This is a genomic window from Halobacterium sp. MBLA0001 (assembly GCF_049705385.1).
Classification (GTDB): domain Archaea; phylum Halobacteriota; class Halobacteria; order Halobacteriales; family Halobacteriaceae; genus Halobacterium; species Halobacterium salinarum.
Genome location: NZ_JBNAMQ010000007.1, coordinates 1,851,930 through 1,871,022, shown reverse-complemented (window position 1 = coordinate 1,871,022; position 19,093 = coordinate 1,851,930). Strand labels below are relative to the sequence as shown.

Below are 19,093 nucleotides of genomic sequence, written 5' to 3'. Positions count from 1 at the left end.
TCTAGAGTTCAGTAGCAACTGGCTCCCGTGAGGAACGGGACGCCTCTGGTGTCCACCCAAGAGGTGTCCCATGCACGCCACAATCGACGTGCGGTTCACGATTAGCATCGACGAGGACAAAACGGTACCGCTCGCCACGCTTGCCGAATTCGTTACCGAGCAGAACGTCGAATCTGTACTGCTCGAATCGATGGTCGAGAGCCTCGACGCGAGCCGCGTCGAGGCGCTCTGTGGTGAGAAACACGCTCACGGCAATGGTGATCAGCGATTCCAACGCGCCGGTACTGACACCCGCACAGCCGTCACAACCGCCGGTGAGCACGAATTCGACCTTCACTACGTCGAAGACACCGCCGCTGACCACGACGAATCCAGCTACTTCCGGCCCGTCGAAGATGTTCTCAGCTTCGACGGGCAAAACCGCTATCAGCAGGACATCGCCGCCAAGAGCGTCGATCTCGCTACTTCGGTCAGCTATCGTGACGCTGCTGACCACGGCGACGGCATCCTCTCGAAGATGCCGTCGCCGACCACCATCAATCGTCGCGCCAAAGAGTACGGCAACAAGCTCAAGCAGTTCCTTCCAGACTGTGTCGCTGACACAGACGCTGACGCCGTTATTCCTGACGGCACGAAGTGTCACAGCCAAGACGACGACCGCGCGTACCACTCCGTCCAGGCCACGCTCGGCGAAGATACTGCCAAGGAATCACGCTCTCTGCTGGATCTCTCGATCAACGCTGACTGGGACGAGACAGCCGCCAAACTCGATGACATGGACGCAGTCACTGACGACGCGACGGTCGTCAGTGACGCTGATGAGGGTATCGTCACGGCATTTACCGACGAAAACCGTAATCATCAACTTGATCTCGTCCACGTCGGCCGAACGCTGGACTACAACCTCTGGGACGACGGCGTGTTCTCCTTGGATCGGCGGAACGAGATCGTCTCGGAGGTGATCGACGAGGTGTTCCATCTGAAGAATTCGGTCGCCAAGCACCGTCCAAACGAGGAGTTCGCGGCGATCCGCGAGCGGATCGCGCGAACGACCGAGCGTATCGAGAAGACAGCGTGGCAGTTGGATCAGTTCGGGTCAGAGAAAGCTGCGGGGTATCTACAGCGGTGGCTGCCGTCGATCGTGACGTTTGCCGAGCAGGCTGTCGAGGGGTTCGAGGTGCCGTGGACCTCGAACCCCGTCGAACGGCTGATGGGCGAAGTCAGCAAGCGGTGCAAGAACCAGTGGATGCGCTGGACAACGGAGGGGTTAGAGGCGATACTCCAGCTTCGGCTGGTGAAGTACGCCGATCCAGAGCACTACCAGTCGTTCCTCGACGAACTGCTCCAGCGATCGACCAAAACAGCAATGAGCTGTGACCTCTCAATTGAGAGCACCAGAGGCAAACTCTAGACCGCTTTGCGACGCGACCGAGGAGTTGCGCAGCGACCTGACTGACCGGCAGCTCACCGCCCTCCAGAAGGCGTACGTGAGCGGCTACTTCGAGTGGCCGCGGCGCGCGGAGGGCAAGCAGCTCGCGGAGTCGATGGATATCGTGCCGTCGACGTACCACCAGCATCTGCAGGCTGCCAAGCAGAAGCTCGTCGGCGCGTTCTTCGAGGAGTGACGCGGGCCACACGCCGGCTGTGGCGGATCCGTGTCAGTGTTCGAGGAACGTCGTGAGGTTGTCGACGGTGGCGGCGGCTTCCCGTTTGTTGTATGCTTTTGCGATCGGGGCCAGCACCGATTCGATGACCGTGTCCGGCAGGTCGTACTCGGCCTCGTAGGTCAGCGACGTGGTGTCGTCGCCGGAGAGCCGGTACGTGATGGTGCCGTCGATGGCGCCCGTCAGCTCCTGGACGAGCCGGCGCTCGGGCACGCGTTCGATGTCTTCGACAGTGCCGACGAGTTCGACGCCGGCGAGTTTGTATCGGTATTTGGCTCGTTTGCCGCCACTGGCAAGCGCTTCGACGTCCGTGACGGTGATGAGTCCGGGCGTGATCTTGACGTGGTTCCGAGGGTCATCGAGGAAGGAAAAGACGTCGCCGGGCGGCGCGTCGATTGTGGCCTGTTGTTCGACCGTGAACATGGATGAGTGGTGTGGAGTTGGCGTCGTCCGACGTGTGGATGATGGTGGCGTGGGTGGGTAACTACAGCCCCCAATCAATTTGGTAGAAACTCCCACATGTCGCGGCACGCTCGAACACCCAAACACATGGGGGATGGGGCTTTAGCATTGAGCGGCAACCTGTAGGTGTGCTACCGGAGGCAGGAGGCGGATGACGCGGGTGCGTGTCACCCTCAGGGACGCCGCCGACAGGACAGCCGACGCGCCGGCCGTCGGTCCGGGCCGGCTCAGTTTCACCGCCGAAACCCGCCAGCAGATCGGGGTGGCGGAGGGCGACGCCGTCACCGTCACCGGCAGCGAGGAAACCGTTGCGACTGTCGGCCCCGACACCACAGCCATCGCGGCCAGCAGCGGGCTCGCGGGCGCGGATGTGCTGCGGAACGTCGGCCCGACGGACACGGTCACGGTTGCGCCCGCCGATCCCAGTCCGGCAGTCGGGCTCACTGTGGCACCGGCCACGTCGTCGACCCTGGAGGGCGACGCCGACGCGCTTGCACGCGCGCTCGCCGGGCGTCACCTGGTCGCGGACGACCGCATCGCCGTGCCGCTGTTCAGCGGCACCGTTGTGGTGACGCTCGACGTCGAGGACACGACGCCGGGCGGTCCCGTCACCGTCACTGCCGACACGGCGATCACGCTCACGGGCCACGCCGCCGACAGCGGGCACGCGGACGCGGAGCACGCGACGCCGGCCGACACCAGGGTCGGCGGGCTCGACGACGAACGCGGTGCGCTCCGGCGGCTCGTCGTCGCGCCGCTGGTCGCCGATTCGTACGCCGCCGTCGGCGTGCGGCCGCCGGCCGGCGTACTCGTCCACGGGCCGGCAGGCACCGGGAAGACGACGCTTGTGCGTGCGGTGGCGGCGGCCGCCGACCTGGCGGTCGAGTCGGTGGCCCCCGAGGACGCCGGCGACCGGGACGCGCTGGCGGCGGTGTTGGACGCCGCCCGGGACGCCGAGCCGGGCTGTGTGGTGTTCGTGGAGTCGCTGGCCGCGGCCGCCCCCGACCCGACGGCGGACGGCGCCAGCGGTCGTGGGTCGCCGTCGGCGCTCGGGTGGCTGCTCGACCGCGTCCGGGGCCACGACACAGTCGTGGTGGTCGGGGAGACCACCGATCCCGACGCCGTTGATCCGGCGCTCCGGCGGGGCGGGCGTTTCGACGCGGAGGTGCGCGTCGGCGTGCCTGATCCGGCCGCTCGGCGCGCCATCCTCGACGTACACACGGACGGCGTTCGGCTCGCCGACGCGGTGTCGCTGGACGCGGTGGCCGATCGAACCCACGGGTACACCGGCGCGGACCTGACCGCCGTACTCGTCGACGCCGCGACCAGGGCTGCCGGCAGCGCGGCCGGCCCGCCGGTGATCCGCCAGCGCGACCTCGAAGCCGCCCTGGACGCCGTGGGTCCGTCCACGCTCCGCGACGTGTCGGTGCAGACGCCGACGACCACCTACCAGGACATCGGCGGGCTCGACCGCGCGAAACGCGAGGTGGTGCGGACCGTCGAGTGGCCCCAGCGGTATCCGGCGTTGTTCGAGCGCTTGGACGCGGCCGCGCCGACCGGCGTGTTGTTACACGGGCCGCCGGGAACCGGGAAAACGATGCTCGCGAAGGCCGTGGCGGCGTCCACGGACGCGAACTTCCTGTCCGTCGACGGCCCGGAGTTGATGAACCGCTACGTGGGCGAGAGCGAGCGCGGCGTTCGGGACCTGTTCGAGCGCGCGCGGCGGCTCGCGCCCGCCGTGGTGTTCCTCGACGAGGTTGATTCGCTCGCGCCGGCCCGCCACGACACCGACACGGGGGCGTCCGAGCGCGTCGTCTCCCAGCTGCTGACCGAGCTAGACGGGCTGTCGCCCCGCGGTTCGGTTGCGGTGTTGGCGGCGACGAACCGTCGGGAGTCGGTGGACCCTGCGTTGCTTCGCCCGGGGCGGATCGAAACCCAGGTCGCGGTTCCGATCCCGGACCAGGACGCCCGGGCCGCGATCTTCGAGGTGCAACTCGACGGCGTGGCGACCGGACGCATCGACACCACCGCGCTGGCCGCCGCCACGACCGGCTACACGGGCAGCGACATCGCGGGTGTCGTCCGCGAGGGTGCGCTGTTGGCGATGGAGGACCACCTCCGCGAGACGGAGTTCGACGCCACCGACGCCAGCGGGCTGGTCGTCACCCAGCGCCATCTGCGCCGCGCCATCGAGACGACGGCCCCGTCGGTCGACGGCGCGGGGTGATGGTTTGGCACATCGTTGAAGACGCCGCCGGTCGAAGCGGCGGTATGGAGAAGCAGGATCTCGTCGTCGCGGTGCATGTGATGGTTGCCGTCGCCATCGCGGCGTTCGGACTCGTCCGGATCTCGCGGGGCCAGCGGGTGCCGGGCGCGCTGAACGTCGGGTTCGCGATCGTCGTGGTTGGCGTTGGGGTGTACATGCGCCAGTTGGTGTGAGCGACGCCACGCCGAGGGGCCACCAGTTTGGTCCGTGTTTGAAACGGGCGAGCGCCTACCACTAGCTGTGAGCGAAGACGCCGACAACTCGGGAGAGCAGGCGGCGGAGGCGACCGACACCCAAGACCACACGGAGACGGACGCCGAATCGGAAGCCAGCGAGGCCACGGAGCGCAGTGAGGACGTCGTCGTCGATCTCGATTCGGCGGCGGCCTACGAGCAACGCGTCGACGAGCTGGAGGCGGTCGTCGAGGAGCAACGCGAGCAGATCGAGGAGTTAGAGGACCTGATGCTCGATCTGTCGGTGCGCGCGGCCGACGACAAGGGGATGGGGGTGTGTCCGGAGTGTCACGGTCCGGTTGAGAAGATCGATCCGTGGTTCGGCGCGACCCGCATCGAATGTCGGCGCTGCGGGGAAGTGTACCACGAGTACTAGCGCACCTAAAGCACCCAAACTAGTGGGGTGTCGGTTTGAGGCGCGAAACGAGTGTAGGTCCACACAGGTCGTATTGCGCGTCAGGCAACGCCGCACACGCACTGTCATCCATGGTCTCACCGGAACACCTACGACGGAGCAAGGCAGTCCAGCGCCGCACCGGTCGGACGTTCCACATCGCCACCCGGTTCCTCCCCGAGCGCGTCCGCTACCCCACCTACGTCCTGTACGCGTTCTTCCGGCTCACCGACGAGATCGTCGACGACGAGGCACCCGGGCCGCCCGACGAACAGCGCCGCCGCCTGGCACACGTGCGGGCGGCCGCTCTCGGTGATCGCGACCCCGACGACCCCGTGCTTGCGGCGTTCGCCGCGCTCCGCGAGGACCACGACATCCCCCGCGAGGAGGTCACCACGTTCATCGACGCCATGCAACAGGACGTCGACACCGCGCGCTACCGGAGCCACGACGACCTGGCGGAGTACCTCCGTGGGTCGTCGGTCGCGGTCGGATACATGATGCTGTCCATCATGGACGCCCCGGAGCCGGAGCGCGCGCGTCCACACGCGGCGTCGCTGGGGGAGGCGTTCCAGCTCACGAACTTCCTGCGGGACGTCCGGGAGGACGTACTCGACTACGACCGCATCTACCTGCCCAGTCAGACCCTGGCCGCCCACGGCGCGAGCCACGACGACATCGCCGCCCTATCGGCCACCCCGCAGGTCCGGGACGCGATCCGTGCCGAACTCGACCGCACCGAGCGCCTCTACCGCCACGGCGTCGCGGGCATCGAGCACCTGCCCGCCGACTGCCAGTTCCCGGTGCTCGCGGCGGCCGTGATGTACGCCGACCAGCACCGCCTGATCCGCGCCCGGGACTGTGACGTGCTCTCACAGCGGCCCACACTGACGCTGCGGCGGCGGCTCAGCGTCGTTGCGCGCACGTGGCTGCGCTGGCGGGTCAGCGACGACCCGACTGCGGTGTTCCACGCAGTCACCGGGATCGGGGAGCCCGACGCCGGTGGCGTGCCCGAGCAGTCGTTTGCGGTGCGGGAGTCCCAGCCCACGCGGGCGGACTGAGCTACCGGCCGCCGCGCAGCAGCTCCGAGATGCGATCCCGGATGCGGTCGTGGTCGCCCAGCCGGAGGTAGTACGCGCCGGTGCCGTCCTCGTAGTAGTCCTCGATCTCGCGCTCGACGGTGAACCCGAGGTTTCGGTAGAACCCGATGGCGTTCTCGTTGGTCATGCGGGCGTGACAGGAGGCCTTGCCGGCGTCGGCGGCGACGGACGCGACGAGTTGCTCGCCGAAGTTCTCGCCGCGATAGTCCGGCGCCACCGCGAGAAACAGGATGTAGCCGTCGGATCGCGCCGCCGCGAACCCGACCAGCTCGTCGTCACCACCGCCGAGAAAACAGTGCACTGCGGCCCGTCGATAGGCGTTCGCGAAGAACCCACGGCGTTGTTTCAGGAGCCCCTCGTGCTCCCGGATGTGTTCTTTCAGCGCCCACGCCGCCTCAAGGTAGTCACCGCTTCCCGGGGGCACTACCTGTTTGTCCACCGTGACGCTCACCCCAGAGTGTTGCGTCGCGACGACTATAATTCCACCGTCCCGCACGGGGAACCGGGGCGTCGAAATCCTTTCGGGCGTCCTGGCCGTTCGCAGACCCAATGCACACCATCGAACCGGACGGGGGCGGCGCGTGACGTTCGCGCTACGCGAGCACACCGCCGACATCGCCGTGGCGGCGGCCGCCGACAGTCTCGGCGGCGTGTTCGGCGCGGTCGCGGACGGCATGGCGGCGGCGATGATCGACGACGACGTGCCGGCCACCGGCGCACAACTCACGGTGTCCGAGCGCGCGGAATCACGGGAGGCGGCGCTGTACGATTATCTCACCCGGCTGCTCTACGAGCGCGACGTGCAAGGCGTGTTGCCCGTGGACAACGCCGCAACCGTCGATGAACCCACCGGCGGCGGTGACTGGCGCGTCACAGCGTCAGCCCGAGGGGTGCCACTGGACGCGGTCCACGCCCGCGACCTCAAGGCGGTGACGTACTCGGAGATGCAGCTCACGCCGCCCGGCGACCCCACCCGCGCCGAGGCGGGGACGCCACCCGAAGCCGTTCGCGAGCACCCCGACGACTGGGCCGCATACGTCGTTTTCGACGTGTGAGAGGCTTTTGCGTGTCCAGCGCCTACGACCACACAGCATGCCCCCAGTCGCACCCGCGTCCCCGGGTCACGTTAGGTACGTCTCCGACGGCGCGCCCACGGACCGCGCCATCGCGTTCCTCGTGGACGTGCTGTCGACGCCGCTGAACGCCGCCATCGTCGCGGCCGGCGCGGCCGCGGTCGTGACGATCCTGGTCGTCGCAGTCCGCTACCAGCCGGCCGCCACGGACGTCCACGCGCTTCGGGACGCCCTCGCGGGCTACCACACGTTCATGCCGTGGATGCTCCGGCTGGCGGTCGGGCTGCCACTGATCGGGGCGGGGTTCACCGGCTATTTCATCTCGCCGGCGGTCCAATCGCCGACCCGCGTCTTCCAGGTCACCATCGGGTTCCTGCTGTTGTTCGGGCTGGCCACCCGCGCCGTCGCCCTCGTCGGGCTGACTGCCTACCTCGCGGAGCTCGTCGTCCACCCCGAGCTCGTGCTCGCAAGCGAGTACATCGGCGGGTTCCTGGGGATCGCGCTGCTGGGCAGCGGCCGCCCGAGCGCCGACCACCTGCTCCAGCGGGTCGCGGCCGCCGACGGATCGCTGTACGGGCGACTCGACCCGCTGCATCCGGTCGTCGACCGGTTCAACGACCTCATTCGGCCCTTCGAACGCTACGCACCCACCGTGATCCGCGCCGGCCTCGGGTTCAACTTCGCGCTGCTCGGGTTCTGGGAGAAACTCGCACACCCCGGGCGGGCGCTCGCGGTGGTCGAGAAATACGAGCTGACGACGGTCGTCCCCGTTGATCCCGGCCTCTGGGTGCTCGGCGCCGGTGCCACGGAGCTTGCGGTCGGCGTGTTGTTCGTGCTCGGGCTGTTCACGCGGGCCACCGCGGCCACCGCGTTCCTCGTGTTGACGACGACCCTGTTCGGCCTGCCGGACGACCCGGTGTTGGCCCACGTCACGCTGTTCGGCATGGTGTCGGCGCTGTTCGTCACCGGTGGCGGCCCGCTGTCCCTCGATCGCGTGCTCGACGCCTGGGACGACCGGACAGCCACCCCGCAGCCGGCAGCCCGCGGCGACGACGCCGGGTCGTAGCCGAAACGTATTCCAGCGCGGGCGGCCGACGAACAGCCATGTCCACCTTCGACGCCGACGGCCACCGGCTCACCGAAGTCGAGCCGGACGTCTGGGCGCTCGCGGACACCGGCGACGAGTCGGTGCCGGCGCGCGTGCTCGCCAACCGCAGCCTCTTGGCGCAGATCAGCACCGACAACACGCTCACCCAGCTCCGCAACGTCGCCGGCATGCCCGGTGCCGTCGCCCCCGCGCTCTGCATGCCCGACGGCCACCAGGGCTACGGGTTCCCCGTCGGCGGCGTCGCCGCCTTCGACGCCGAGGACGGCTGCATCTCGCCGGGCGGCGTCGGCTTCGACATCAACTGCGGCGTCCGCATGCTGACCACGACGCTCACCTACGACGACGTCAAGGGCCGCGAAGCGGCGCTCGTGGACGCGCTGTACGACGCCGTCCCCTGCGGGCTGGGCGGCGGCGGCGTCCACGACGGCACGCACGCCGACCTGGACGCCGCCCTCGAACGCGGCATCGACTGGTGTGTCGAAGAAGGGTACGCCGTTCCCGCGGACCGCCGCCACTGCGAGGACGAGGGGCGGCGACCCGACGCCGATCTGGACGCCGTCTCGAAGAAGGCCCGCGACCGCGGCGCGAGCCAGATGGGGTCGCTCGGGTCGGGCAACCACTTCCTGGAAGTCCAGCGCGTCACCGACGTCTACGACGACGACACCGCCGCGGCGTTCGGGCTCGCCGAGGACCAGGTCGTCGTGTTGATCCACTGTGGCTCCCGCGGCCTGGGCCACCAGATCTGCTCGGACTACCTGCGCCGCATCGAACAGGAGCACCCCGACTTCCTGGCGTCGCTGCCGAACAAGGACCTCGCAGCCGCGCCCGCGGGCTCCGAGCTCGCCGCGTCGTACTACGGCGCGATGTGCGCGGCCATCAACTTCGCGTGGGTGAACCGCCAGCTCATCACCCACGCCGTCCGGGAGACGTTCGCCGATGTCTTCGACGCGCCCGACTGGGAGGCCCTCGGGATGGACCTGCTGTACGACGTGTCCCACAACATCGCGAAGCGCGAAACCCACGCGGTCGTCGAGACCGAGGACGGCTACAGCCTCGCCGGGGACGGCGAGCGCGTCGAGCGCGAGCTGTTCGTCCACCGGAAGGGCGCGACGCGCGCGTTCCCCGCCGGCCACCCGGAGGTGCCGGCGGCCTACCGGGAGGTCGGCCAGCCGGTCATCATTCCGGGGTCGATGGGCGCGGGCAGCTACGTGCTGCGCGGGGGCAGCCAGTCGTTGGGGCGGACGTTCGGTTCGACCGCCCACGGCGCGGGCCGCCTGATGAGCCGCACCCAGGCCAAAGACGAGTACCAGGGCGGCGACGTGCAGGACGCCCTCGAAGCCGACGACGACATCCACGTGAAGGCGGCCTCAGGCGCGACGATCGCGGAGGAAGCGCCCGGCGTCTACAAGGACATCGACGACGTGGTCGATGTGTCAGCCGGCCTGGGCGTGGGCGACCCCGTCGTCCGCACGTATCCGGTCTGCAACGTCAAGGGGTAGCTACCGGGAGAACCCCGGGCCGGTGGGGCCACGTGGCCCCGTCGGCTCCGGCGAATCGGCGAGCGTGACCGGCTGTGACTCCTGTGTTCCGTCGACCTCCTGGCCGTCCTCGAACCGCACGAAGTTCAGGTACACGGCCTCCCCACAGCCCGGCGTGTCGTCGTGGCTGTCGGCCTCGTGTGGGGGGTGAGTCCAGTCCAGGCCGTCGTGGTCGGCGTCGCCACACGACAGCGCCACGCCGTCCCACTCGTCGGCCTCGTAGTCGTCGCTGGGGGTGGCGTACGTCCAGCCCGCCAGCGGGAACGGCGTGACGGATTTGTCCGCGAGATACGCGTCCCGGTCGAGCTCGGCGACGGCGCCACACCGCGGGCAGTAGTACGAGACGGCAACCATGCCAGTGGGTTGGGGCGCGAGACGGAAAGCCCGTGTGGGAACCGGCAGGGACTCCGGAAAGCATTTGCCGGAACCGACGCGAACCATCGCGTATGATAGACGAGACCGCCGAGGAGATCCGGGAGATGCGCACGCACTCCTCCTCGGTCGTCGCGGTGAAGGCGGCGCGAGCCCTGGAGGCGCTGCTGGACAGCGACTACCCGACGGTCGCGGCGTACGTGCGCGCCCTGGAGCGCAACAGCACGGCGCTGCGGCGCGCGAACCCCTCCCACGCCTCGCTGGTGACGACCCAGCGGGAGGTCGTCTCCCGGGTTCGGGACGCCGACCCGGCGTCGATCCCGGAGGCCCAGGAGGTGACCGCGGCCGCCATCGACGACGTGGTTGCGCGGGTGAACATGGGCAAACACGACGCCGCCGCCGCGACCGCCGAACACATCACCGACGGGCAGACGCTGCTCACGCACGACTACTCGTCGACGGTGCTGGAGGCGATCGAGCTCGCAGCACAGGACGGCGCGCACCTCGACGTGTTCGTGACCGAAGCCCGGCCCCGACACCTCGGCCGGAAGACCGTGCGCGCGCTCGCACAACTGGACCGCGTCGACCCCACGCTCATCGTGGACGGGGCCGCAGGCCACGTCCTCGACGACTGTGACCGCGTGCTGTTGGGGATGGACTGCATCGTGGCAGACACCTACTACAACCGCGTGGGGACGTACCCGATCGTGGCGGCGGCTGCGGACGCCGGCACCCCGGTCACGGTGTCGGGGTCGGCGGCCAAACTCGTCGCGGACGGCTTCCAGTTCACGAACGACTTCCGGGACACAAGCGAGGTGATCCGGGAGCCGCCGGCGGGGTTCACCGTCGAAAACCCGGCCTACGACGCGACGCCGACCCGGCTGCTGGACGCCGTGGTAACCGAGGACGGCCGCCGCACTGCGTTCCCCCTGGAGTCGTAACCGCCCGCTCAGAGCGCCGGCGGGGCGTCCCGGGCGACCGCGATCTCGTGGGCTTCGACGTCTTCGAGGGCGGCCACCCGGCCGCCGACCTCGACGCGGTCGCCGTTCTCGGTGTAGACGATGATGGTCGCGACCTCCCCGGATTCCTCGAACCTGGTTTCGACGATCCGCCCCTGGATCCTGCGGTCGGCCCCCGTGAGCACGTCCCGGCCGGTGACGGTGGCGTAGACGGATTCGTCGACGGACTGGAGGTCCCGGACGCAGCGCCGGATCGCGGCGTACGTCCGGGGCAACGACAGCTCCGTGGCGGGGTCGTACAGCGACTCGGTGGCCGTCGACCACAACACCGTGTCGAAGAAGCCCGACACCAGGAACCCCAGCGCGGACTGATCGAAGATCACGCCGTAGCGGTCGGAGTCGTCGCGGACGGCGTCCTGGGTGGCGTACACCGAATACCGGCCGTCGGCGACCGCGATGACGGGCGTGGTGATGCCGCGGCGGCCGCGGGCGGCGGTGGTGGCGGCGGCGTAGTCGAAGGCGTCGGGGTCCGGAGCGTTCCGTGCCGGGCTGACCACCACGTCGACGCTGACGCCGCGGTCGACGGCGGCCGCGAGGTCGTCGGCGAACCGCTCCAGCAGGCTCGGCGTGAGCGAGCACACCAACTCGAAGTCGGCCTCCGCGATCACGTCGCCGAAGTACCGCACGATCGTCGAGCGGGATTTCACCAGCGAGACGGCTTCGGTGTTGCGCGCGGGCTGGGTGTACTCGGCTTCGAGCGCGCCGACCATCTCCTGGAAGTCCTCCTGGAGCCCGGCGAACGCGTCCTCGGGGCTGAGCGCGACGATCTTCATGGGGCGTGACTCGCGCAACTCGACGAGCCCGCGGTCGCCGAGGCTCCGAACGGTGTCGTAGACGCGTGGCTGGGGGATGTCCGTGCGGTCGGCGATGTCGCTGGCGGTGAGTTCGCCGTGGCGCAACACCGTGAGGTAGGCTTCGACCTCGTATTCGCCGAGGTTGAAGCCTCTGCCGACCTGTTCGACGGTGCCGCGGAGGTCCTCGTCGCTCATGCGCGTACGGATGTCCACCCGCATCTTTTAGGTGGCGGTCGGCGCGCGGGAGGCGGGGCGTGGGGGCGTCAGTCGTCGGCGTGGAACCGGATGCGCCCCTCGGTCTCCGGGTTGATGCCCTCCTGGCGGGCGTACGACGCCAACACCTCGTGTTGGGTGTCCAGCTGGTCGATCCGGTGGCCGGCGTCGAGCGCGGGAAACTCGTCGTCGGAGTAAAACAGGTAGTCGGTGGTCGCGAGCGTGTACGTGGCGTCCGGGTCGACCGGGTCGCCGCCGACGGACGCACTCACGAGGCCGTCCCCGTCGCGCCATTCGAGCGTCGCACCCGAGACGTGGGCGTGCCACCAGTCCGGCTCGGCGAACCCGAGACCGCCGCTACCGTTGCCCGCCCGGAACACGTCCAGGAGCTCCCTGCCGGTGAGCTCGGCGACGCCGACGGGCTCCGCGAACGGCACGACGCTGACGAGGTCCGCGACGGTCACATCACCCGCGAGGGCGGGCCCGTCACGGACGCCGCCGGCGTTCTGGAGGCCGACGTCGGCGTCGGCGGCCCACCGGTAGGCGTCGGCCACGAAGTTCCCGATGCGGGACTCCCCCTCGAAGAGCGTGCGCTCGGTCCGCTCCATGGGGGGTGTGACGTGTCCCACGACGGCGTCGAGGCCGGCGTCCGCTAGTCGGTCGCGGAGCGCGGCCGTGACGCCGTCGTGGCGGGGCGCGTTGTCGACCTGATGGCGGGTCACGGTGTCGGCCGCGATGTCGATCTCGAAGACCACGTCACCGCCGGCGCCGGGGCGCGTGAGCAGCGTGCCGTCGAGGCGTTCGACGCGCTCGCTGGCGATGTGGCCGCCGAGCACGGCGTCAACAGTGGTGGCGGCCGCGAGTTCGTCGTCGCCGCGCCCGAGATGCGAGAGCGCGACCACGTACTCCGCGCCGGCGTCCCGGAGCGCCGCCTCGGCGTCGGTGGCCGCTTGGATCGGGTCGGTCACGGTGAGGTCGCTCGCCATCGGGTTGAGCGCGGGCGTGTCCGCATCGAGCACGCCGAAAAACCCGAGCGTGGTGCCGTCGCGCTCGACGAGCGTCCAGGGCTCGACGCCGGCAACCCGGTCGCCGTCGTGGTAGACGTTGGCCGACACCCACGTCTGTGGGGAGTCCGCGACCACCGCCGCGGTCCGCGACGGCCCGTAGTCGAAGTCGTGGTTGCCGAACGTGGCAACGTCCGGGTCGACGGCGCTGTAGAGGTCCATGGCCTGCTCGCCGTCGGTGACAAGCGACAGCACCCCGGGCGCGGTGTTGTCACCGGTCCCGGCGGTGATCGCGTCGGGGCCGCGGCCCGCGAGCAGTCCCGCCAGCCGGCCGGCTCGTTCGGGCGTGTCGTAGACGTTCTCTAGGTCGGAGTAGTGATAGATACCGGGCGCCACAGTGGTGAACGGAGGTGGGTGCCGGCAAAGGGGGTTTCGGAACTGACACCCGGTGGAAAGCGATAAATGCGGGACCGCGGTAGGCGGTGGTATGCTGACCGTCGAGGGCGAGGACAGCCAGCCGCTGTACGTCGCCACGGACGAGGGTGAGACCGGCCAGGACGGCCCGTTTTTCGTGGTGTACCGCACGCCGGACCGCGAGCGCCGCTGGGGGTGGTACTGTTCGAACTGCGAGTCCATCGACAACGCGATGGATTCGATGGGCCGCATCGAGTGCAACGGCTGTGGGAACTTCCGCAAGCCCGAGGAGTGGGACGCCGCCCACGAGTGACCGCGGCGCACGCCCGGCCGGCTGGGCGGCTCCGGGGGCACAGCTTATGCGCCGCGGCGGCGTATCGCGGGCATGTTCGTTGGACACGCGACGCTGGCGTTCGGCGTGGTGGCGCTGCTCGTCGGCCGAACGGGCGTGCCCCGTCGCCGTGTGCTGGCGTTGGCCGTCGCCGCCGGGCTGTTCGCCGCGCTCCCGGACGTCGACATGGTGGCCGCGCTGGTCGGGGTCGTCGGCGTCGATCCGACCCAGCCCCTCGCCGCGGCCAACTCCTTTTGGGGCGCGTCGACGACCGCCCACCGGGGCGTGACCCACTCGGTTGTCATTGCGCTCCCGGCAGCGGCCGCGTTCGCGCTCGCGCCCACCCACCGGGCGCTCGCCGCGGGCTGCTTGGGCGCGCTGGTCGCCGCCGTGTTCGCCACCAGCGGCCCGGTCGCGGCCGTCGTTGCTGCGGTGTTCGCGGTCACCGGGTGGCTCCTCGCCGCCGTCGCATCGGGGATCGGCGTCCGCGGGCGGCGCCTGTTCGCGGTCGCCGCCGTCGGTCTGGTGAGCCACCCGTTCGGTGATCTGTTCACCGGCGACCCGCCGGCGCTGCTGTCCCCCCTGGACGCCACCGTGTTCGCCGAGCGCGTGACGCTCGCTGCCGACCCCACCCTGCAGGTGGTGGGCGCGTTCGGGGTCGAGCTCGCGGCCATCTGGCTGGGTGTGCTGGGCGCGCTCGCGATCGCCGACCGCAGCCTCCGGGAGTTTGTCACCGCCCGCGCGGTCGCGGGCGCTGGATACGGCCTGGCGGTGCTCGCCGTGCCCGCGCCAACCCTCGACACCTCCTATCAGTTCGTGTTCAGCGTGCTCGCGGTCGGCACCATCGGCGTCGTTCCCATCCCACATCGGCGACGCCCCACGGTGCCCGCCGCCGCGCTCACCGGGCTCGCAGCCGTCACGGTCGCGGTCGCCGCGTACGCGGCGCTGTACCTGGCTGGCGTCGCGTAGCACGCCCGCCGGCGCATAGTTTTATGCCGGCTCCAGCGGAATGCTGTCATATGGTCTTCAAGAAGGTCCTGCTCACCGGCACCAGCGAGGAGAGTTTCACCGCCGCCGCCGACGACGCCATCGACCGCGCGGAGGACACCCTCGACAACGTGGTGTGGGCGGAAGTCGTCGACCAGGGCGTCGAAATCGGCGCCGTCGAGGAGCGCACGTATCAGACGGAAGTGCAGGTGGCGTTCGAACTCGACGGCTCCCAGTAGTCGATCACGCCGCCTTCTCGGGTGGATTCGCACGAAGAAGCCGGCCGTGGAGCCGTCGAGGCGCGCACAGGGAGATCGTCCGCCGCGTCCGTGTCGACGTGCCAGTCCGGACGCGAACGAGGAGGCGTTCGGTTCGGTTTACTCGTCCTCGAACCGAGCGTCGACGCTGGCCGCGTGCCCCTCAAGTCCCTCGGCGTCGGCCAGCGTGGTCACCGTCTCCCGGAGCGCCGCCAGCCCCTCGCGGTCGAGGCGCTGGACCGTCGTCGAGCGCAGGAACGTGTCGACGCTCAGGCCGCCGGTGACCCGCGCGGTCCCGTTGGTGGGCAACACGTGATTGGTGCCGGCGGCGTAATCGCCGGCGGCGACGGGCGCGTACCCGCCGAGGAACACCGAGCCGGCGCTGTCGATGCGGTCCAGCAGCGCCTCGTCGTCGCTGGCCTGGATCGAGAGGTGTTCGGCGGCGTACTCCTCGGCGAACACCACGGCCTCGCTCATCGACCGCGCGACGAACACGCCGCTGGCCTCGTTGTCGAGGGCGGCCCGAATGGTGTCGGCGCGTTCGCGGTCGTCGAGGCGGGCCGCGACCGCGTCGGTGATCGCGGCGGCGGTCGCCTCGTCGTCGGTGACGGCAACCACGCTCGCGTTCGGATCGTGTTCGGCCTGCGCGAGCAGGTCGGCGGCGACGAACGCCGGCTCCGCGGTTTCGTCCGCGACCACGAGCAACTCGGAGGGGCCCGCCAGGAAGTCGATCTCCACGTCGCCCCGCACCTCGGCTTTGGCCGCCGTCACCCACTTGTTGCCGGGGCCGACGACCGTCTGGACGGTGTCAACCGTCTCGGTGCCGTACGCGAACGCGCCGATGGCCTGCGCGCCCCCGACCTGGTAGACGCGGTCCGCACCGGCGGCGTGCGCCGCCGCCAGGGTGACGGGGTTGATCGTCTCGGCGGGCGGCGTCGCCACGGCCACCTGTTCGACGCCCGCCACTACCGCCGGGATCACCCCCATCAACACCGACGACGGGTACGCTGCCGTGCCGCCGGGTGCGTACACGCCCACCCGCCGCACGGGCCGGAAGCGCCGCCCCAGCTCCCGCCCCGCAGCGAACGACTCCCGCCAGTCGTCGGGCAACTGGGCCTCGTGGAACGCCCGGATGTTCGCCGCGGCGTCCTCGATGGCGTCGTACACGTCGTCGGGCACCGCGTCAGCGGCGCGCTCCATCTCGTCGGTGACGTCCAGGTTCCCGACCTCGACGTCGTCGAACTCGCTGGCGAGCGCCCGCAGCGCAACGTCGCCCTCGCTCTCCACGCGGTCGAGGATTTCCGCCACGTCCGAGCGCACGGCGTCGACGCCGGCGTCCCGTTCGAACAACGCCACCCGGCGATCCGGCGCGAGGTCGGCGACGGCTTCGTACTCCATACGCCGGCTTCGATCCCGCACCGTTAGTGCGTTTTCATCGCACACAACCACCGAGACGCTTATTTATGTGTCATTCCTACCCCATCCATGTCGATTGCCGCACTGGACGCCGACGACATGGGGGAGGAGGTGTGGCGCGGCGCACTCAGTCAGTTTTTCACGGCGTTCCCGGAGCCGCTGTTCGTCGTTGACCGCGACGGGACGGTCGTGCTCTGGAACGACGCCATCGTGGAGATGACGGGCGTCGAGGCCGCCGACGCGGTCGGCACCCCCTCGATCGAGCTGTTCGGTACCGAGGGGGAGACCCAGACGCTGGCCGAAGCCGTCCTGGAGCGCGGCGAGGCGATCCGAGAGACGTCGGTTCGAACCTCGGAACTGCCTGCAGGCGCCCAGCACGCCAAGGCCTCGGCGACCCCACTGCACAACGACGGTGCGGTGATCGGGGCCGTGGAAGTTCTCACCATCGTGACCGACGTGGTCGAACAGCGCGAGCGCGTGACACGCGCACAGCGCACGCTCACTGACGACGTGGAGGCGGCCGTGACGGAGCTGCGGGACGCCGGCGAAGGAGTCGCCGATGCCAGCCAGGAGATCAGCGATCTCGCCGCCGAACAGGCAAGCGACGTCAACGACATCGCCGCCGACGTGTCGGATCTGTCGGCCACCATCCAAGAGGTCGCCGCCAGCGCCGACGAAGTGCGCCAGCGGAGCACGGAAGCACGCGAACGGGCCGAGGCATCCCGGGAGGCCGCCGAGCGCGTGCTGGCGGCCGTGGAGGCGTTCGCCGACGCCGGGGACACGGTCAGCGTGAACACCGCGTCGCTGCGCGAGCACCTCGACGAGATCGACCAGCTGGTGGACGTGATCAACGACATCGCCGACCAGACGAACATGCTGGCGTTGAACGCCAACATCGAGGCCGCCCGCGCCGGCGAGGACGGCAGCGGGTTCTCGGTCGTCGCCGAGGAGGTCAAGGACCTCGCCGAGCAGTCCCAACAACAGGTCGGCGACATCGAAGCGCTGGTCGCGGACATCGAAGCCGACAGCGAGGAAACCGCGAAAAGCGTCGCCGCGGCCAACGATCAGGTGTCCTCGGCGCGCACCGCCGCCGAGGAGCTCGTCGAGAACCAGGACGCGATCGCCAGCGCGATCGGGGAGACCGCGGAGGGCATCGCGGAGATCGCGGCCGCCACCGACGAGCAGGCCGAAACCGCCGCGGAGATCTCCGCGGCGATCGACACGGTGGTCGAGCGCGCCGACGCCGTGGCCGACGAAACGGCCGACGTCGCGGCCGCGAACGAACAGCAGACGGACAGAGGGTGTCATAGAAGTCTTGTCACACCGTGATGATCGGGCTTCCCGGATTGTCTCCGCGTTCGTAGTTGGTGATTGCGACGACGAGACGAAGGCACAGAGCGAGGAACACCTGCGCTCGTGCGTGAACGCGGCCTCGGGCATGCGTTCGCCCGAGGCCGCAGTCCTTCACTGATTCATTGGTTCGTTCGACTCCAGTACGGCGGTTGTACGTCTCATCCAACGTGGATTGCTTCAGCTGAACGTCCTCGCTGTGTTGTTCGATGCGGTCTTCGACCCTGTACTCGATGTCTTTCGGGTCGTCGGTGTTTCGCGCGTTGTATGGGGCGACTGGCACGACCCCTGCGGCCAGCAGGTGGTCGTGCCAGTCAAGCGTGTCGTAGGCGCTGTCACCGACCATCCAGATCGGCTTGGCGACGGCGAGCGCGTCACGCGTGACGCGCATCGCCGTCTCCTCTGGCGCTTGTTTACTCTCTGTGAACTCCGCCGCGATCGGGATCTTTTGCCCGGTCGAGACGATTGTACAGCCGTAGCCGTGGTAGTACTCGTCGTCAGTTGGATCGTAGCACTTCGACGCATCTTGATCGGCAGGCATCGCCCTCACGTCAGTTGAATCAATGCAGTAGGTCAAATCGAGCAGGCCCCGTAGGGCGGCCTGCTCAACGAGGTGGTCGAAAACCTTGTTGACGACGTGTTCGAGGTCCGTAAGGAAGCGATCGACCGCGTCTCTCGACGGCGGTCGATCGAAGCCACAGCTCAGCCAGACAACCGTGTTCCGAAGTTCTCGTTCAACGGGACGAATGCCGTAGATGTCCTTGTAGTAGCAGTGGAGAAACCCACGCATCAGCTCTGGTGGTTCGTGGTCCCGTGTTCGCCCCGTCTCCGCCGGGGCGAACACGTCGAACTCTTCGAGAAACTCGAAGGAGAGGTGCTCGAACAGCGCTAGCGTCTCGGTCTCCACGACATTGAAGAACGAGTCTACCGAAGGATCATCCTGCAGGGTCGCTGGACTCATCCACCTCAGCATTCACCCTGCTCTTTGGTGTGCTACTCGTTCTATGACACCCTCGACGGACATGCTGTCGGACATCGAGCAGTCGGTGCGTGACGCCGAACGCGTGCTCACGAGCGACGACGAGTGACCGCCTGGTT

General features: G+C 69.1%; 20 protein-coding genes and 1 pseudogene. 14 read left to right on the top strand and 7 right to left on the bottom strand.

All coding sequences use genetic code 11. The features are described from left to right. The first annotated feature begins 70 nt into the window (after positions 1–70). The gene (locus ACOZ32_RS11135) at positions 71–1,411 is read left to right on the top strand and encodes an ISH6 family transposase (protein ID WP_179908185.1); all 1,341 of its coding nucleotides are present in this window, start codon (positions 71–73) and stop codon (positions 1,409–1,411) included. 19 nt (positions 1,412–1,430) lie between these two features. Beyond that, a pseudogene (locus tag ACOZ32_RS11130) lies at positions 1,431–1,625 on the top strand (helix-turn-helix domain-containing protein); the annotation flags it as partial. Positions 1,626–1,658: 33 nt separating this feature from the next. Here ACOZ32_RS11130 and ACOZ32_RS11125 read toward each other — a convergent pair. Further along, the gene (locus ACOZ32_RS11125; RefSeq protein ID WP_010903065.1) at positions 1,659–2,087 is read right to left on the bottom strand and encodes an SRPBCC family protein; all 429 of its coding nucleotides are present in this window, start codon (positions 2,085–2,087) and stop codon (positions 1,659–1,661) included. A gap of 190 nt (positions 2,088–2,277) precedes the next feature. Between ACOZ32_RS11125 and ACOZ32_RS11120 the strand changes: the two genes are divergently transcribed. The 4 genes from ACOZ32_RS11120 to ACOZ32_RS11105 all read left to right on the top strand — a co-directional run bounded on the left by ACOZ32_RS11120 (position 2,278) and on the right by ACOZ32_RS11105 (position 6,080). Further along, complete coding sequence (locus tag ACOZ32_RS11120; RefSeq protein WP_424335217.1) at positions 2,278–4,353, top strand: AAA family ATPase; 2,076 nt, start codon at positions 2,278–2,280, stop codon at positions 4,351–4,353. Next, complete coding sequence (locus ACOZ32_RS11115) at positions 4,353–4,565, top strand: hypothetical protein (protein ID WP_010903063.1); 213 nt, start codon at positions 4,353–4,355, stop codon at positions 4,563–4,565. The genes ACOZ32_RS11120 and ACOZ32_RS11115 overlap by 1 nt, the downstream gene beginning before the upstream one ends. A gap of 67 nt (positions 4,566–4,632) precedes the next feature. Continuing rightward, positions 4,633–5,001, top strand: a complete 369-nt coding sequence (locus ACOZ32_RS11110) for a hypothetical protein (protein ID WP_049892509.1) — start codon at positions 4,633–4,635, stop codon at positions 4,999–5,001. Positions 5,002–5,111: 110 nt separating this feature from the next. Next, positions 5,112–6,080 (top strand): phytoene/squalene synthase family protein, encoded by a 969-nt coding sequence (locus tag ACOZ32_RS11105; RefSeq protein ID WP_205250816.1) that lies wholly within the window; start codon positions 5,112–5,114, stop codon positions 6,078–6,080. 1 nt (position 6,081) lies between these two features. On the opposite strand, the gene ACOZ32_RS11100 is transcribed toward ACOZ32_RS11105, so the two are convergent. After that, positions 6,082–6,570, bottom strand: coding sequence for a GNAT family N-acetyltransferase (locus tag ACOZ32_RS11100; RefSeq protein ID WP_049892508.1), 489 nt, complete (start codon positions 6,568–6,570; stop codon positions 6,082–6,084). Between the two features lie 130 nt (positions 6,571–6,700). Between ACOZ32_RS11100 and ACOZ32_RS11095 the strand changes: the two genes are divergently transcribed. From ACOZ32_RS11095 to ACOZ32_RS11085, 3 genes are read left to right on the top strand one after another with little or no spacing between them, the layout of a single operon-like run. After that, positions 6,701–7,174, top strand: a complete 474-nt coding sequence (locus tag ACOZ32_RS11095) for an archease (RefSeq protein ID WP_205250814.1) — start codon at positions 6,701–6,703, stop codon at positions 7,172–7,174. Positions 7,175–7,211: 37 nt separating this feature from the next. Continuing rightward, positions 7,212–8,258, top strand: a complete 1,047-nt coding sequence (locus ACOZ32_RS11090) for a DoxX family protein (RefSeq protein WP_010903058.1) — start codon at positions 7,212–7,214, stop codon at positions 8,256–8,258. A 38-nt stretch (positions 8,259–8,296) separates the two neighbouring features. Continuing rightward, positions 8,297–9,799, top strand: a complete 1,503-nt coding sequence (locus tag ACOZ32_RS11085) for an RtcB family protein (protein ID WP_235157758.1) — start codon at positions 8,297–8,299, stop codon at positions 9,797–9,799. Here ACOZ32_RS11085 and ACOZ32_RS11080 read toward each other — a convergent pair whose 3' ends face one another. Continuing rightward, complete coding sequence (locus ACOZ32_RS11080) at positions 9,800–10,192, bottom strand: hypothetical protein (protein ID WP_235167677.1); 393 nt, start codon at positions 10,190–10,192, stop codon at positions 9,800–9,802. A gap of 92 nt (positions 10,193–10,284) precedes the next feature. On the opposite strand from ACOZ32_RS11080, the gene ACOZ32_RS11075 reads away from it, so the two are divergent. Beyond that, entirely contained in the window at positions 10,285–11,151 is an 867-nt protein-coding gene (locus ACOZ32_RS11075; RefSeq protein WP_285271395.1) for a translation initiation factor eIF-2B, read from the top strand. A gap of 8 nt (positions 11,152–11,159) precedes the next feature. Here the strand turns inward: ACOZ32_RS11075 and trmB are convergent, their stop codons facing one another. Both trmB and ACOZ32_RS11065 read right to left on the bottom strand, forming a co-directional pair. After that, on the bottom strand, positions 11,160–12,218 hold the full coding sequence (gene trmB / locus ACOZ32_RS11070) for an HTH-type sugar sensing transcriptional regulator TrmB (protein WP_205250809.1): 1,059 nt from the start codon (positions 12,216–12,218) through the stop codon (positions 11,160–11,162). Positions 12,219–12,286: 68 nt separating this feature from the next. Further along, positions 12,287–13,636 (bottom strand): bifunctional metallophosphatase/5'-nucleotidase, encoded by a 1,350-nt coding sequence (locus ACOZ32_RS11065; RefSeq protein WP_205250808.1) that lies wholly within the window; start codon positions 13,634–13,636, stop codon positions 12,287–12,289. A gap of 91 nt (positions 13,637–13,727) precedes the next feature. On the opposite strand from ACOZ32_RS11065, the gene ACOZ32_RS11060 reads away from it, so the two are divergent. The 3 genes from ACOZ32_RS11060 to ACOZ32_RS11050 all read left to right on the top strand — a co-directional run bounded on the left by ACOZ32_RS11060 (position 13,728) and on the right by ACOZ32_RS11050 (position 15,211). Then, positions 13,728–13,967: a DUF5816 domain-containing protein gene (locus ACOZ32_RS11060; RefSeq protein ID WP_010903052.1), complete on the top strand. Its 240-nt coding sequence runs from the start codon at positions 13,728–13,730 to the stop codon at positions 13,965–13,967. A gap of 72 nt (positions 13,968–14,039) precedes the next feature. Continuing rightward, entirely contained in the window at positions 14,040–14,954 is a 915-nt protein-coding gene (locus tag ACOZ32_RS11055) for a metal-dependent hydrolase (RefSeq protein ID WP_424335216.1), read from the top strand. A 50-nt stretch (positions 14,955–15,004) separates the two neighbouring features. Then, entirely contained in the window at positions 15,005–15,211 is a 207-nt protein-coding gene (locus ACOZ32_RS11050) for a dodecin (RefSeq protein ID WP_012289329.1), read from the top strand. A gap of 138 nt (positions 15,212–15,349) precedes the next feature. On the opposite strand, the gene hisD is transcribed toward ACOZ32_RS11050, so the two are convergent. Next, a complete protein-coding gene (gene hisD, locus ACOZ32_RS11045) occupies positions 15,350–16,627 on the bottom strand; it encodes a histidinol dehydrogenase (RefSeq protein WP_235263144.1) in 1,278 nt (425 codons plus the stop codon). Between the two features lie 87 nt (positions 16,628–16,714). Between hisD and ACOZ32_RS11040 the strand changes: the two genes are divergently transcribed. Continuing rightward, a complete protein-coding gene (locus ACOZ32_RS11040) occupies positions 16,715–17,974 on the top strand; it encodes a methyl-accepting chemotaxis protein (RefSeq protein WP_424335215.1) in 1,260 nt (419 codons plus the stop codon). Here ACOZ32_RS11040 and ACOZ32_RS11035 read toward each other — a convergent pair. Next, positions 17,964–18,956: an IS5-like element ISH11 family transposase gene (locus tag ACOZ32_RS11035; protein ID WP_010903158.1), complete on the bottom strand. Its 993-nt coding sequence runs from the start codon at positions 18,954–18,956 to the stop codon at positions 17,964–17,966. The two genes, ACOZ32_RS11040 and ACOZ32_RS11035, sit on opposite strands and share 11 nt — an antisense overlap. Positions 18,957–19,093 lie beyond the last annotated feature (137 nt).